This window comes from Actibacterium sp. 188UL27-1, assembly GCF_016901225.1.
Classification (GTDB): Bacteria; Pseudomonadota; Alphaproteobacteria; order Rhodobacterales; family Rhodobacteraceae; genus 188UL27-1.
The window spans coordinates 162,394-176,298 of sequence record NZ_JAFEUL010000003.1 but is presented as its reverse complement, the minus strand read 5'-3'; the positions used below and the strand labels follow the sequence as shown (position 1 = coordinate 176,298).

General features: G+C 60.1%; 14 protein-coding genes. 5 read left to right on the top strand and 9 right to left on the bottom strand.

What is annotated here, in order from left to right; all coding sequences use genetic code 11:
* Window positions 1-121: 121 nt before the first annotated feature.
* Together IU397_RS06165 and IU397_RS06160 are read right to left on the bottom strand one after the other, a co-directional pair.
* Window positions 122-1,243, bottom strand: coding sequence for a M56 family metallopeptidase (locus IU397_RS06165; RefSeq protein WP_204411836.1), 1,122 nt, complete (start codon window positions 1,241-1,243; stop codon window positions 122-124).
* Window positions 1,233-1,625, bottom strand: coding sequence for a BlaI/MecI/CopY family transcriptional regulator (locus IU397_RS06160; protein WP_204411834.1), 393 nt, complete (start codon window positions 1,623-1,625; stop codon window positions 1,233-1,235). The genes IU397_RS06165 and IU397_RS06160 overlap by 11 nt, the downstream gene beginning before the upstream one ends.
* A 140-nt stretch (window positions 1,626-1,765) precedes the next feature.
* Between IU397_RS06160 and IU397_RS06155 the strand changes: the two genes are divergently transcribed.
* Both IU397_RS06155 and IU397_RS06150 read left to right on the top strand, forming a co-directional pair.
* Window positions 1,766-3,106 (top strand): mechanosensitive ion channel family protein, encoded by a 1,341-nt coding sequence (locus tag IU397_RS06155; RefSeq protein WP_204411832.1) that lies wholly within the window; start codon window positions 1,766-1,768, stop codon window positions 3,104-3,106.
* The gene (locus tag IU397_RS06150; protein ID WP_204411830.1) at window positions 3,103-4,281 is read left to right on the top strand and encodes a TIGR03862 family flavoprotein; all 1,179 of its coding nucleotides are present in this window, start codon (window positions 3,103-3,105) and stop codon (window positions 4,279-4,281) included. Before IU397_RS06155 ends, IU397_RS06150 begins: the two co-directional genes overlap by 4 nt.
* A gap of 53 nt (window positions 4,282-4,334) precedes the next feature.
* Here IU397_RS06150 and IU397_RS06145 read toward each other — a convergent pair whose 3' ends face one another.
* A complete protein-coding gene (locus IU397_RS06145) occupies window positions 4,335-5,168 on the bottom strand; it encodes a VPLPA-CTERM sorting domain-containing protein (RefSeq protein WP_204411828.1) in 834 nt (277 codons plus the stop codon).
* 201 nt (window positions 5,169-5,369) lie between these two features.
* On the opposite strand from IU397_RS06145, the gene IU397_RS06140 reads away from it, so the two are divergent.
* Entirely contained in the window at window positions 5,370-5,756 is a 387-nt protein-coding gene (locus IU397_RS06140) for a hypothetical protein (protein ID WP_204411827.1), read from the top strand.
* 356 nt (window positions 5,757-6,112) lie between these two features.
* A complete protein-coding gene (locus IU397_RS06135) occupies window positions 6,113-6,439 on the top strand; it encodes a hypothetical protein (protein ID WP_204411825.1) in 327 nt (108 codons plus the stop codon).
* A gap of 28 nt (window positions 6,440-6,467) precedes the next feature.
* Here the strand turns inward: IU397_RS06135 and IU397_RS06130 are convergent, their stop codons facing one another.
* The 6 genes from IU397_RS06130 to IU397_RS06105 form a co-directional block, all read right to left on the bottom strand.
* The gene (locus IU397_RS06130; protein WP_204411822.1) at window positions 6,468-7,019 is read right to left on the bottom strand and encodes a thioredoxin family protein; all 552 of its coding nucleotides are present in this window, start codon (window positions 7,017-7,019) and stop codon (window positions 6,468-6,470) included.
* Between the two features lie 182 nt (window positions 7,020-7,201).
* Entirely contained in the window at window positions 7,202-7,789 is a 588-nt protein-coding gene (locus IU397_RS06125) for a glutathione S-transferase family protein (protein ID WP_204411820.1), read from the bottom strand.
* 57 nt (window positions 7,790-7,846) lie between these two features.
* Window positions 7,847-8,878 (bottom strand): DNA polymerase III subunit delta, encoded by a 1,032-nt coding sequence (gene holA / locus IU397_RS06120; protein ID WP_204411818.1) that lies wholly within the window; start codon window positions 8,876-8,878, stop codon window positions 7,847-7,849.
* Window positions 8,875-9,363 (bottom strand): LPS assembly lipoprotein LptE, encoded by a 489-nt coding sequence (gene lptE / locus IU397_RS06115; protein WP_204411816.1) that lies wholly within the window; start codon window positions 9,361-9,363, stop codon window positions 8,875-8,877. Before lptE ends, holA begins: the two co-directional genes overlap by 4 nt.
* A complete protein-coding gene (gene leuS / locus IU397_RS06110) occupies window positions 9,350-11,899 on the bottom strand; it encodes a leucine--tRNA ligase (protein WP_204411814.1) in 2,550 nt (849 codons plus the stop codon). Before leuS ends, lptE begins: the two co-directional genes overlap by 14 nt.
* A gap of 72 nt (window positions 11,900-11,971) precedes the next feature.
* Window positions 11,972-12,490, bottom strand: coding sequence for a DUF3576 domain-containing protein (locus IU397_RS06105; protein WP_204411812.1), 519 nt, complete (start codon window positions 12,488-12,490; stop codon window positions 11,972-11,974).
* Window positions 12,491-12,724: 234 nt separating this feature from the next.
* On the opposite strand from IU397_RS06105, the gene IU397_RS06100 reads away from it, so the two are divergent.
* Window positions 12,725-13,834 carry a porin gene (locus IU397_RS06100; protein WP_204411811.1) on the top strand — a complete coding sequence of 370 codons (1,110 nt, stop codon included), beginning with the start codon at window positions 12,725-12,727 and terminating at the stop codon, window positions 13,832-13,834.
* Window positions 13,835-13,905 lie beyond the last annotated feature (71 nt).

The following is a 13,905-nucleotide window of genomic DNA, read 5'->3' as shown; positions in this document are numbered from 1 at the left end:
GACTTTCTTATTGGTAAAAATACTCCGGGGGAGGTCGCCCATGGCGATCGGGGGCAGCGCCCCCCTCTCAAGTGATCTAATCCCGGACTTGTCCCGGGTCAGCCGGGCCCGATGAATCCAGCTACCAGCTGGACCGAACCGCCAGACCGTTCATTTGCTCCAAATGCTCCAAGGTCGCCACCGTGCGCAACATGATCCGATCATGGCTCCAACTCGGCGGCTTTTGAAACGACATTCCACCGACAGCCACAAGCGCGAACAACCCCGCCGCAACAACGCCTTGAAGCGCCAAATGGGGGCGTGGGGCCGCACCATCGGCGATCACACCAATCCGTTCGGCCAACCGGCTGCGGGCGGAGCCTGCAAAAACCTGCGCCCGCCCCACAAACGGCACTGACAGCACGTCCAGAACCCCGCGCGACGTGTCACCCTTGGCCTGCCGCGCCACACGTAACAGACTGGTCGCATAAAGCTTGGCGTTGCAGCCAGACCGGCCAAGATAGTGGATATCGCAGGTATATTCCCGCAGCCGTCGCCATTTCCGCGACATCAGCCAAAAGGCCGGGTTCAGGATAAAGATTGGTGAGAGCAGGGCAGAGACGATCTCACACTCGATATCGCCCTGCCGGATATGCTGCAGCTCATGCCCGATGGCGATCTTCAGCGTCGCCGGATCCGTCAACAAGGCTTGCGGCACCACAATGAAATAAGACCGCAGCCCCCGGGTCGAAAACGGAATCCGTACCTGATCATCGACCACAATGGTCACGCCAGCCATCCGCCGGATGACGGCTCCGCGCGCAATGATGGCGGCAATGCTCGCCATGCTGAACGCCACGAAACAGGCCCGCGTGGTCAGGATCGCCAGCACGGCCAAGGCCATCAGCACAGCTCCGTCCTGCGACATGCCCCGGTCCAACACGGACAGCGCCTCGTGCCGCCAGGACAGAAGGCCCACAAAATCCGTGGCCGACATGGAAATATTGCCCTTCAGATACTGCGCCACTAGCAGATCGGTGACATTGGCCTGGGCTGGATAGGCCATCCAACGTCCGACCATCGGCACAAGCGGCAGCACCAGCAAACCGGCGAATACCGCGATCATCAGCCGCCGCCGCGCCGCATAGGCCCGGCCATGGCCCAGTGCCCAAAACAGGCCTTCCGCTAAAACCAGACCTAACGCCAAAAGCGCAAAGGCGACGTTCGCATCCACGATCAGATCGATCAGCCCCCTAAGATTCATCCCTGGCGATCCTTTCATCAATGATGGCGCGGATCTCGCGGATCATGTCATCCGTCAGGTCCTCATCCTCGACCAGCCGCGCCACCATGGCTTGCGGGGTCCCCCCGAACAAGGATTTCGAGATCTGGCGCAACGACCGGCTTTCATAGGCATCCCGCGCCACTATCGCGCGGTAAACCAGCGTCCGGTCCTCCTTGGCCGAGGTGACGTATCCCTTGGCCTCCAGTACTTTCAGCACCGTCGCGACCGAGGTATAGGCCCGCGGCGTATCGCTTTCCAACGCGCGAAAGACATCGCGTACCGTGCCCTGGCCGATCTCCCACAGCGCTTTCATGAATTCCAATTCGACCTCGGTCAAAAGATCCGTCTTGCGCCGCGCCATGCCGCCCCTGCCTGGTCTGCTATCTACGGTTAAAATAGTAGACGCCCGATTGCGGTCTTGGCAACGCAAACCTTGTCCTGCTGCGCAGCTTCGGCCTATCCCTGACACCACAACCAGTGGCAGAGGGCGAGGGGGCCACCATGGAACTGGACCTATCCGGGCAGCCGGAGATCGTGCAGCGTATCGCAGGATACGCCGTGCAGGGCTATGAGATCGCATTAACCTGGCTGACAAGCCCAGCCGCCTGGTCGCAATTCGCCATCCTGCTGGCCGCCTATATTCTGGCCGTTCTGGTCAATCGCAGGCTTACCCCATTCTTGACCCGCCTGCTGACCCCCGACCCCGAAAAGCAGAACATCATCGCGACATCGCGCCGGTTCTTGCTGATCTTCCTGCCGCTGATCCTGCCAATTCTGGCCTATGGCTTTACGGCTATCGGGGAACAGGTCACCCGCTCTGTCTTTGGCTCCGGCGCGGTCATCGCATTCGGCAAACGGGTCTTTCTGTTTATCGCCGCCCGCGCCTTTGCCCGCGATATCCTAAAGGACCCATTCCTCAAGCTCCTGGGCAAGTTCTTCCTGGTCCCGGCAGCCGCCCTTTATGCCTTGGGCCTTTTGCCCCTGGTCGCGGCACGGCTTGAGGCCACGTTGATCCCGTTGGGTAACCTGTCCTTCAACCTGCTATGGCTCATCCAGTTTGCCATCGTGGGTGGCGTGATCTTCTGGTTCGGCCAATGGTCCAACAGCCAGTCCAAAACCTACATCGTCACGCAAGAAGAGATGCGTCCGGCCACCCGCCAACTGGCGGCCAAGGCGGCAGAGGTCGCGATTTTCGGCGTCGCCTTCCTGGTGCTGATGAACATCATGGGGGTCTCGCTCACCTCCCTGGCCGTCATCGGCGGGGCGGTGGGCGTTGGCCTGGGCTTTGGCCTGCAACAAATCGCCTCAAACTTCATTTCCGGCGTGATCCTCCTGCTCGAAGGCGAGGTCACCGTCGGCGATTACGTGGAACTCGACGGTGGAGAGGCCGGAACAATTGTCAAGATGATGGCCCGGGCCACGATCCTCGAAACCTTCGATGGCCGCTGGATCACCGTCCCGAACGAACATTTCATCACAACGCGCGTCACCAACTTCTCCGACAGCGGCTCCGCCAACCGATACGAGGCCGCGTTCTCTGTCAGCTACGACACCGATGTGACACAGGTGCCCGCCATCATCGAAGCTGCCGTGGCCAAATGCGACTTCGTCCTGTCCGAACCCGAAGGGCCGGGATGCGACCTCATGGCGTTTGGCGATAGTGGGATCGACTTTGCCGTCGAATTCTGGGTCAATGGCATCGATGACGGCAAAAACAAATACGTCTCGGACGTGTTGATGGTCGTCTGGATCGCCTTGAAGGACGCAGATATCGAAATCCCGTTCCCCCACCGCGTGGTTGAGATCAAGGGTGCCCTGCCCAATGGCGCCCATCCCGCATGACCCGGACAGCGTTGATCATCGGTGGGGGCCCCGCTGGCCTGATGGCCGCCGATATCTTGTCCGCCGCGGGATGTGCCGTCACGGTGGCAGAGGCCAAACCGTCCGTCGGGCGCAAATTCCTGATGGCAGGTAAATCCGGCTTGAACCTCACCAAAGACGAACCGACAGACACATTCGCCAGCCGCTATTTCGAGGCTAATCCACATCTCGCCCCCATGCTCTGTGCCTTTGGCCCGGTCCAGGTGCGGGACTGGGCCACCGCCCTGGGACAAGAGGTTTTTACCGGCTCCACCGGCCGCGTCTTTCCCCGCGCCATGAAAGCGTCACCCCTGTTGCGGGCCTGGCTGGCGCAGCTCGTCACGGCCGGGGTGACGATCCATACCAAGTGGCGCTGGACCGGGTGGGATGGCCCCGCCTGCACCTTTGACACGCCAACGGGTATGACGCGGCTGATCCCCGATATCACAGTGCTCGCCATGGGTGGGGCCAGTTGGGCGCGTCTTGGTTCCGACGGGCATTGGGCCCACATCCTTGCGGCCAACGGCATCCCGACCGCGCTCTTTCGCCCATCAAACGCCGCCTTGTCGGTGCCATGGTCTGCCCCGATGGCGCGCCAATTCGGCCAGCCGGTCAAACAGGTCCGCCTCACCACTGGCAAAGACACTGTCATGGGTGAATGTGTCATCACCGCCAAGGGGCTCGAAGGCGGCGCGATCTACGCCCTCTCCCGCCCGTTGCGGGACGGTGCCGCGCTGATGATGGATCTGATGCCCGACTGGACCGCCCAGCGCATCGCGACACGCTTGTCCCGCCCGCGCGGCAAAACCAGCCTCAGCAACCACTTGCGCAAATCCCTGAACCTGCCACCCGCAAAACTCGCGTTGCTCCAGGAGTTCGCGCGCCCTTTTCCGGCGGATCCACCCGACCTGACCCCATTGATCAAGGCTCTGCCCATCACCCACACCGGCCCCCGCCCGCTGGACGAGGCCATATCGACCGCTGGCGGCCTACCATGGAGCGCCCTCACGCCAGAGCTGATGCTGAAATCACGCGCCGGCACCTATGCCTGCGGGGAAATGCTGGATTGGGAGGCACCAACCGGCGGCTACCTCATCACGGCCTGCCTGGCCACCGCACGCCACGCCGCACAATCCGCGCTCGCGTCCTCAGGCTGACCCGATCATGCATCAAATGCGGCACCCGGGATCGGTCCGGGTGCCGCACGATATCAAACTGCGACGCTGTCAACCTTGCGGCGACGCAGCACCAGCAGACCGGCAATCGATGTCAAACCAAAGACCAGCCCGGCAGGCAATGGGATCGGCGCGACATCTTCCACCGCGATCGGCTCCCCATAAAGGAAGTCGTCAAAGACCGGTGCTTCATCAAAGCCGACAAGATCGGTTCCGACAGACACTTTGGCGATCAATGGATCGTCAAACACGACACCCAGGAACGACAGGTTGGCCGATCCGCTTGATGGCGCGCTTTCCTGGGCGATCAAGTTCCCGTCAATGTCAAAATAGGACAGGACGGCCTGCCCCACCTGTTCAAGCCCGGTGAAAACCGCGCCAAACCCCCGCGTCAGGGCCGGGGTTGTCTGATCCAATGGATTGAAGAACAGGATATCGAATGACGAGCCATTGATCGGGCGAAAAATCCGCTCGGGGCTGAAAAACGAATTTGCGTCCGGCGCGTCAAACAGGATCGGCACGCCCGAAGCGGTCGATGATGACACTTCGAACCCCTCGGTCTCACCGGTCGGGACAAATTCGATACCCCGAGCCCGGCCCGGAATGTTGGCGTTAAAGAAGTCACCGGGCAGTTCGTTGGGATCGGCCAGGGCATCGGGCACACCGTCCCAGTTGATCTCGCGCCTGCCATCGGGATCTTCATTTGTGGGGGTGAACGGATTCAGCGCCGAAAACTCAGCACGAAACCCATCGACAGTGTCTTGAATATCCGCCGCGCCGGGACCGGCATCTGAAAAGACAACCGGTGCCGCAAAGCCAGGCCCGCCCACAAAAGTGACGGCTAAAAGAAGGGGAAAAAAGGATCGCATTCTGCCTCCAAAAAAGTTCGACATAAGATCATGGGGCACTCGGAAACGATGCTATCTATAACTTGGAAAAATGACCCCACCGGCATTAGCCGTGCGGCGGAGGTTTCATGATACCGTTGTGCCGAGCGTTGCATCAGCCGTGGTAATTCCGTGTGCAAAACACTTTTTTACCACACCAACCCTCTAAACGACGGGCAAGACATGCACACATATGGTCCGGTCGCCGAAGCCAAGGTCAGGGCTTCAGGTGGCCCTACACTGCGTTTGACCGTCGGAGCCGCGTCGGAATTGAACCTCAACCCATCCACATCGAACCGGCTTGAGAACCTGCTGAACCTGACCAAGCTGGTCGCAGCCCGGTCATCGGCGAACCGTCCGTTTCGGCGCGCCATCGGGACGCGGCGCAGCGATCTGGAAATCATCGCTCAAACGCTGCAGACGGGCCCGGACAGCTGGCGCATGAGCAGGGCGTTTCATACCGTCCATGTTTCCAGCCTGATTGCCGTCATGGCGATGCTGGAGCAGATCGACAACATGACCTCCGTCTCAGCTGACAAGATGCGTCAGGTGCTGGCCTCCCTCCACTAGGCCGCTCAACTCGCCGGTGATGCCAGGACCCGCATCGAACAGGATACGCTGGCCAAAGCCAAGGTGGAGCTTGACGTGCTGGCCGACTACGCCGCGCCACCGTCCAAACCCTTGTAAATGGGCGTGTCAGGCACAGCTGTGCGTGCTGCCGCCTTGCCAATCCTTGCCGGTAACCTGGGAAAGGCCGTGGTAGGCAATCTGTCAGACACGTTCTCAACACCGATCTCGATGCGGCTACAGGCTGGTGGAGCGGCCTTGAAGACGGCGTCGGCACAGGTGTTGGTCTGGGCACTGCCCTTGGTGTTCTTTGCCCGCCTTTGCTGGCACTCAGCGCCGGTGGCCCAGTCCTGGCCACCATGCGGACCTGGCGTACTGAGATTGATCGCGCCCAGACCCTCCATGATGCGGATCGCGCCAAACGCATGGCCGATTTACAGCAACAGCGGATCGCGGCCCTCCAACAGCTCGCCCATGGCGCAGCCGCGTTGCAGGTGGAAACAGACAATCTCAGCCTTATGATCGATGTCGAAACGGGGGAGGCTGATGCCATCATCCTCACAGGCGAACATGAAGGCCGCACATGGTCGAGCCTCGGCATATCCGAGCAAGCAGATCTCGCCGCGAGCCTGGCCAAGACGGCAGGTTCGATCCTCAAGATCCTGACCGAGGCCGCATTGGATTGATCCCACCACCCGGCAGCCCGTGGCGCTTTCAAGCGGCCTTCCATTTGATCGAGCAGCCCATCGATGCGACCTGATTCTCGGGTCCCATTCCCGTGGCTGCCACCTGTTTCATGGCTTCAAATAGGTCGCGCCGCAGATCTGCAGCGCCCGGTTGCGCGCGGGAGGCATCAAGGCGGCCCCGGTATTGCAGACCCAGATCCTTGTCGAAACCAAAGAAATCAGGCGTGCATACCGCGTCATAGGCGCGGGCGACTGATTGATCTTCATCATGCAGGTACGGGAAGGGAAAGGCGTGGCGCTCCGCCATCCCCTTCATGTTATCGAAACTGTCGGCCGGATAGCTCTGCGCATCATTCGAACAGATTGCCACAACGCCGATACCCAGCGCCTTCAGATCCGCCGCATCCCGGATCATACGGTCAAGGATTGCCAAGACATAGGGGCAGTGATTGCAGATGAACATGACCAGCGTTCCTGCCTCCCCCGTCACATCGTTCAAGGTGTAGGTCCGGCCATCCGTGGCCGGCAAAACGAAATCCGGTGCAGGCCAGTTGAAATCACAAATCGGCGGTGTGGCCATGGAATGTTCCTTTCGGGTTTTGGCGCGCATGTGCGCCTCTCACATTAGGCATCCGGGCGACCAAACCAAGACATCCGGCCGTTGCGTTGGCGCCGATTTACCCCGCGATGCGTATGTATGGGATATGCATGGTTTGTGCATCATATCTGCATGCAACATGTGCGCCGGTTTTGGGGGAAAACCTACCGTGCGGATGCACGCTCAAAGGCGGGTCTGGCCTGCATTCGGATGGTGTAATCTTCCAATCGGGACTGGCTGATCGGGAACCGGGCGCTGATGGCCCAACCCATGCAATGGGCCAGGATGATATCCGGCACCGTGATGGTATCTCCCATCAAATAGTCACCATCGCCCATCCGCCCGATCAGGGTTCTCTGGCTGCGTTCAAATTCCCATTTCAGGCTGTCCTTGACCGCAGATTGGCGCAACTCTTCCGGCAGGATAAAGCTGTGTCGTGCCGCCATCCAAAGGGCCGCGTCGAATTCGTCCAGTAGAAACTGGGTCAGGCTGTCCTGCCGTGCACGTTCGATCGTACCGGCAGGATAGGTAAAAGATCCATGTTTATCAGCCAGATACGTCAAAATCGCAGTGGAATCGAGGATTGGGGTCTGATCCACCACCAGCACCGGCACCTTGCCCGCTGGATTCACCGCCACCACGTCATCGGATCGGGGCGGCGCCGCCACATGTTCGAACGATTGCTCCAATTCCTCCAGCATCCAGATCACGCGCATGGCGCGGCTCTTGGTGCCTCCGATCACTGTATACATGGCGCAGTCCCCCGGTTTCATCGGAGGCTGACATGACCTGTCAGGAGGGTCCAGCCCCTACCCGCGCGCCCCGCGCAACATCGCCAGCCGGATGAACATCCGCTCAACAAGCGCCATTTGCGGCGCGGTCTGTCCAGCAGATCGCAACGCCAAATCCGTCTGGTATATGCTGGACAATGCCGCCTCTAGCCGGGTCAGGCCCCAATCCTGCGCCTGGCGGGTCATCCGGTCACGCCGCGGCCCGAAAACGGGTGGTTTCGCGCGTCCGATCCCCGCCGCGGCCCCACCCGGATCGCTGGTGGCGGAATGCAGCGTGCGAAAATGGCGACTGGCCATGACGCACATGGTGACTGGCTGGACGCCCTGTCCGCCCAGCCGCACCATCAGGGGGCCGATCCGGTCCGATTGCGCCTCGGCCACGGCATGCAACAGCTCGTCCAGCTCCGCCTCGATTGTCGCGGGGGCCAGCATGGCAATCTCGTTACTGGTCAGGGGTATTTGATCGCTCAGCTTGTAAAGCGAAATCTTTTCAATGGTTTGCCGAAAATCCCCGGGGTCCAGTGATCGGCCCAGTGCCTCAAGGTCCGCCATCGCCTCCCGCGGCACCTCGCGCAATCCCGCACGGGCACATTCAGCTTCAATCTCAGCCCTGCCCGGTGGATCGTCATAGATCCCGGTGGCCAAGGCATTGGAATGGCTCTCAAAAACCTTACGCAACTTGGACCGCGCCGCCAGTGATCCCGCCGTGACCACCACCATCGCATCGCCAGATTGCCAGTCATCCAAGGCCGATGCCATGACATCGGCCAACCCATCGGCGGCTTCCTCCACCAACACCGCCCGCTGGCCCGGAAAGAACCCCATGGCCCGCATGGCATCCTGCAACCCAGCGCCGTCGCGCCGCAAATCACCCCCCATGAACCGGGTCAGGCGCATCTCTTCTTCGGCCTTTGGCCCCAGAAGGTTGGCCAGCATATCTTCGCGCTTCAGCGACACCCGCATGGCATCGGCGCCATAGATCAGGATGCCCGCGCGCCCCGGATCGGGCTTGGCGAAAAACGCAGTGGCATCGCGGGTGTTCAGCTTCACGGCAGCCAGCGATCGCCGGTGACGATCAGTCGGGTGATCAATTGATCCGCCAGAATGACGACCAGCCGCGCATAGGCATCGCGTTCGGCGGCCCGCGTGGCCACGGTCGTGCCCGTGGTCGAGTAGGAGGTGAACGAGTTCACCCGCCCACTGGTCAACACGGCGCCCGACGCATTCTCGATCACCTGAAAATCAACGCGACCTTCCAGGTTGAACCGCTGGGTCGTCTGGTCCGGCGTAATCGCAAGCCCATCAATGCTCGTCGAGATATCATAGTTCAACCCATAGGGTGCCGCCCCGTTGCGACCCAACCGATCCTCCAGCCGCGCAACAAAGTCGAAATCCTGGCGATCCTTGGGGGCCGAAACCAAAAGCTGGCCGCGCAACTGGTCACCCGACCCGCCCGGGGCGAAGGCGGGTTCAAACCCGCAAGCCGCCAGCGCGCCCAGGCCGAGCAGGGCCAAACGTCTGTTATATAACCACATTCACGATCCGCCCCGGCACCACGATCAGCTTTTTCGGCACCCCGCCGTCCAACGCCTTTTGCACAGCATCGGTGCCCAGCGCCATCTTTTCAATGGCCTCTTTACTGGCATCCTTGGCCACGCTGATCTCGGCCCGGCGTTTGCCATTGATCTGGATCGGCAGGATCACCGTGTCATCGACCAGCAACGCCGGGTTGGCCTTGGGCCAGGGCGCATCGATGACCAGACCAGCACCGCCCAGCATCGACCAGACCTCTTCGGCCAGGTGCGGGGTCATGGGCTGCATCAGCTGCGCCATGACGCGCATCGCCTCCCGCCGCGCCTCAGCAGACGCCTTCGATCTGGCGACGCTATTGGTGAACGCATAAAGCTTGGCGACCGAGGTGTTGAACTGGAACCCCTCGATCCCGTCCGTCACATCCTGGATGGCGCGGGCGGCGACACGGGCCAGGGCCTCCGCGTCCTCCGCTGTGCCGTCCGAAGTATCAGCGACCAACTCAGCCGCGATCCGGTAGACCCGGCTCAGATGCTTGAACGCGGCCTCCGCGCCGGCGGCTGTCCATTCCACATCGCGTTCGGGCGGGCTGTCGGACATGACAAACCAGCGCGCGGTATCCGCGCCGTAGGACGCGATGATCGCCGCCGGATCCACCACATTCTTCTTTGATTTCGACATTTTTGCCGAGGGGATGATCTTCACCGTCTCCCCCGTCTTCTTCAACTTGCCGTCCGATACCTCCTCCGGCAGGTGATAGACGGATCGTCCATTGGCATCGCGGGTTTCATAGATCTCGTGGGTGACCATGCCCTGGGTAAACAGGGCGTCAAACGGCTCGATTGCCGCGGCGGGCAAGTGGCCGCAGACATGCATGGCCCGCGCGAAGAACCGAGAATAAAGCAGATGCAGGATCGCATGCTCCACCCCGCCGATATACTGGTCAACGTTCATCCAATATCTGGTATCCTCCGCCACGGTCGGGGTTGCGGCATCGGAATTGGTGAACCGGGCGAAATACCAGGAACTGTCCACGAAAGTGTCCATCGTGTCCGTCTCTCGCAGGGCTGGCTGGCCACAGGCCGGGCAGGCGACATTGCGCCATGTCGGGTGGCGATCCAGCGGATTTCCGGGAACGTCGAAATTCACATCCTCGGGCAGCTTGATCGGCAGGTTTTCTTTCTTCTCGGGCACCACGCCGCAATTGGGGCAATGCACCACCGGGATCGGGCACCCCCAATAGCGTTGGCGGCTCAACCCCCAATCGCGCAACCGGAATTGAGTGACGCCCCGCCCCCAACCCGCCTGTTCGGCAAAGTCGATGGTGGTATCGATGGCCTCTTGCCCCGTTGCCACATCCAGACCCGCAAAGTGGTTCACCCAGCGCACCTTTTCCGTCTTGGGGGGCACAAACGCCTCTGTCCCCGCGGGGACAGGATTGTCCAACGCAAAAAATGTATCGACCACCGGCAGATCGTATTTGCGGCAGAAATCCAGGTCGCGCTGGTCATGGGCCGGGCAGGCAAAGATCGCGCCGGTACCATAGTCCATCAGGATGAAGTTGGCGATCCAGACCGGCAATTCCCAGTTGGGATTCAGTGGGTGTCGCACCTTCAGGCCGGTATCAAAGCCCAGCTTCTCGGCCTTTTCCATGGCCTCCTCGCTGGTGCCGGTCTTGCGACATTTGGCACAGAAGGCTGCGATGTCAGCATTATCAGCCTCTAACGCCTTGGTCAGCGGATGATCGGGCGAGATCCCGACAAAGGACGCACCCATCAGCGTGTCGGGCCGGGTCGTGTAGACTTCGATCCGCGTCTGCCCCGCCGCCGGGGCGGACAGGTCGAAGGCGAATTGCAGACCGCGCGACTCGCCGATCCAGTTGGCCTGCATCAGGCGCACCTTGTCGGGCCAGTTGTTCAGGCCGTCCAACGCGTCCAGCAACTCCTCTGCATAGTCGCTGATCTTGAAGAACCACTGGGTCAGATCCTTACGCTCGACCACCGCGCCCGAGCGCCAGCCCTTGCCGTCAATCACCTGTTCATTGGCCAGCACAGTCATATCGACCGGGTCCCAATTCACCACCGCATCTTTGCGGTAAATCAGATCCTTTTCCATAAAATCGATGAACAAGGCCTGCTGGTGGCCATAGTAATCTGGGTCACAGGTCGCGAATTCCCGGCTCCAATCCAGGGACAGGCCCAGCATGCGGAACTGTTTTTTCATCGCCTCGATATTCTGGCGGGTCCAGGCGCCGGGATGCAGCTTTTTCTCGATCGCGGCGTTTTCGGCGGGCAGGCCGAACGCATCCCATCCCATCGGATGCAGCACTGCGTGGCCTGTCGCGATCTTGTAGCGGGCGACGACATCCCCCATCGTGTAGTTGCGCACATGGCCGATATGCAGGTTGCCGGATGGGTAGGGGAACATTTCCAGCACGTAGTATTTGGGTTTGGCCGGATCACGCACAGCCGTGAAGGTGCCCGTATCATTCCAGGCAGCCTGCCATTTCGGTTCAATCTCGGCGGGGTTCAGTTTGGACATCGATCTCACCTGAATATAAAAACGCCGGGCAGTTGGCCCGGCGCGGTCATAGAGTGTCAGCGGGCGAAGTGTCTATAGATCAGCATCCCGTAGCCGCAGCTGACGGGCGCGGGTCAGGATCGCATCCTCAACAGCGCGCTGGGTTTCGGCGCTGACAGGGCCACCGCGAGTGGCCAAGGCCACCTTCAAGGACCGCGCTTCCAAAGCTGGATCCTGCACCAGGACAGTTGCACGATAGGCGCGGCCACCACCGGGCGGTGTGCCAAAGCCCGTGGTGATCACGCCCGAAAACGGATCAACCGACTGGATCGGAAGAAAGTTCAGAACATCAAGCGATGCATTCCACAGGTATTTGTTGACCTCGACTGTCACCTTTGGGTCATCGGCATTTGTGAACAGATCAAGGATCGTGGACTGGCGAGTGTTCTCTGCCACTTGCCGCTCCGTGATTGAGCGGTTGTCAGGGGCATTGCCCCGCCGTAGTAGACCGCTATCGCCGCCAAAGGGATTGCTGCCTCCGCCACCGCAGGCCGCCAACGTGGTGATCAACGCCGCCATGCCGCTCAAACGCACTATCTTTACAAAGCTCATCCCGCTGCCCTGACACCTGTTTTATCGCGGTCTATCTTAAGGTCCTGGGGCTCACAAGGTTTTTCAATTTTCGGGGGCTGGGTGCAGTGTGGCAAAGCTGCACCAATTTTTCTGTCCCGCTGACACGGGGAGCGGTGCGCCTTGCAATGAACGGGTGTTAGCGCGAGTAAGGCTCATACCCAATTCGGATTCCCGGGTTGCGGTGCACTCTTTAGAGACTAACGAGGGAAAACGATGAAAAAAATTCTTCTCGCTTCCACCGCAATCGTCGGCATGGCCGGCATGGCGGCTGCAGAAGTGTCGATCTCGGGTTCGGCAGAAATGGGTATTGTTGGTGGTGATCGCCATAACGACACGACCCAGTTCTGGAGCGATGTTGACGTTACCTTTGATATGACCGGCGAAACAGACGGTGGCTTGCAGTTTGGCGTATCCGTCGATTTGGACGAAGCACCTGACCTGGATGCCGATGGCGAAAAGTCTGATGCTGACTTTGCCGTATTTATCTCCGGTGATTTCGGTAAGGTAACGTTGGGTGATACTGACGGTGCTCTCGACTTCGCCCTGCAAGACCAAAACATTGGTCACCCAGGGTCGATCGCAGATGATGAAACCGATCATTTCGGCTTCTTCGGTTCGTTCCATGACGGTGCTGGTGCATATGATGGCCAGATCATGCGCTACGAATACACCTTCGACGCCTTCGCAGTCGCGATTTCGGTCGAACAAGGCGGTACAGGTAACATCGACATCGATAAAGATGGCGACGGTACTATTGCAGCAGATGGATCTGAGACTTTTGCTGCCGTAGATGAGCTCGATGCCGGTTTTGCTTTGGCCGCCCGTTACAGCTTTGACATCGGGGCTGGTAGTGTCACCGTTGGTGGTGGTTTCCAGTCTATTGATGCTGACGCCAACGTTGGTGGTGAGTTCTTTGGAGACGCGCTAAACTCGCCGGGTGTTGGTCTGATCGACGAAGACGGTGACAGTGATCTGGGCGAAACAGCTGATATCTTCGCGCTCTCCGTATCGGCTGCTCTGGATAACGGTTTTTCAGCCGTACTGACATATGCGGACGGTGACGTGCTCTTCATTGAAGACTCGAACCACGTTTCTCTTGGTGTGGCATACACAACTGGTGCGCTGACTGTGGCTGCTAACTATGGTGAGTTCGACTTTGGCAACGGTGACAGCGCTGAAGGTTTTGCTTTGAACGCAGGTTATGATCTTGGTGGTGGTTTGTCGGTTCTGGCCGGTTACAGCGACAGCACATTCACCGATGACTCGCGCGACGAAGATACAGACACAGACAGCTTCTCGCTGGGTTTGAGCATGAGCTTCTGATCCCAACTGGGATTTGGATGGAAGGAGCGGGCCTTGGCCCGCTCTTTTCTTTTGTGGGGGACGGGAATAGC

What these genes read in the sequence shown, in the direction of transcription:
- IU397_RS06165 (WP_204411836.1), bottom strand. Translation starts at nt 1,243, where the DNA reads ATGAATCTTAGGGGGCTGATCGATCTGATCGTGGATGCGAACGTCGCC.
- IU397_RS06160 (WP_204411834.1), bottom strand. Translation starts at nt 1,625, where the DNA reads ATGGCGCGGCGCAAGACGGATCTTTTGACCGAGGTCGAATTGGAATTC.
- IU397_RS06155 (WP_204411832.1), top strand. Translation starts at nt 1,766, where the DNA reads ATGGAACTGGACCTATCCGGGCAGCCGGAGATCGTGCAGCGTATCGCA.
- IU397_RS06150 (WP_204411830.1), top strand. Translation starts at nt 3,103, where the DNA reads ATGACCCGGACAGCGTTGATCATCGGTGGGGGCCCCGCTGGCCTGATG.
- IU397_RS06145 (WP_204411828.1), bottom strand. Translation starts at nt 5,168, where the DNA reads ATGCGATCCTTTTTTCCCCTTCTTTTAGCCGTCACTTTTGTGGGCGGG.
- IU397_RS06140 (WP_204411827.1), top strand. Translation starts at nt 5,370, where the DNA reads ATGCACACATATGGTCCGGTCGCCGAAGCCAAGGTCAGGGCTTCAGGT.
- IU397_RS06135 (WP_204411825.1), top strand. Translation starts at nt 6,113, where the DNA reads ATGCGGACCTGGCGTACTGAGATTGATCGCGCCCAGACCCTCCATGAT.
- IU397_RS06130 (WP_204411822.1), bottom strand. Translation starts at nt 7,019, where the DNA reads ATGGCCACACCGCCGATTTGTGATTTCAACTGGCCTGCACCGGATTTC.
- IU397_RS06125 (WP_204411820.1), bottom strand. Translation starts at nt 7,789, where the DNA reads ATGTATACAGTGATCGGAGGCACCAAGAGCCGCGCCATGCGCGTGATC.
- lptE (WP_204411816.1), bottom strand. Translation starts at nt 9,363, where the DNA reads ATGTGGTTATATAACAGACGTTTGGCCCTGCTCGGCCTGGGCGCGCTG.
- leuS (WP_204411814.1), bottom strand. Translation starts at nt 11,899, where the DNA reads ATGTCCAAACTGAACCCCGCCGAGATTGAACCGAAATGGCAGGCTGCC.
- IU397_RS06105 (WP_204411812.1), bottom strand. Translation starts at nt 12,490, where the DNA reads ATGAGCTTTGTAAAGATAGTGCGTTTGAGCGGCATGGCGGCGTTGATC.
- IU397_RS06100 (WP_204411811.1), top strand. Translation starts at nt 12,725, where the DNA reads ATGAAAAAAATTCTTCTCGCTTCCACCGCAATCGTCGGCATGGCCGGC.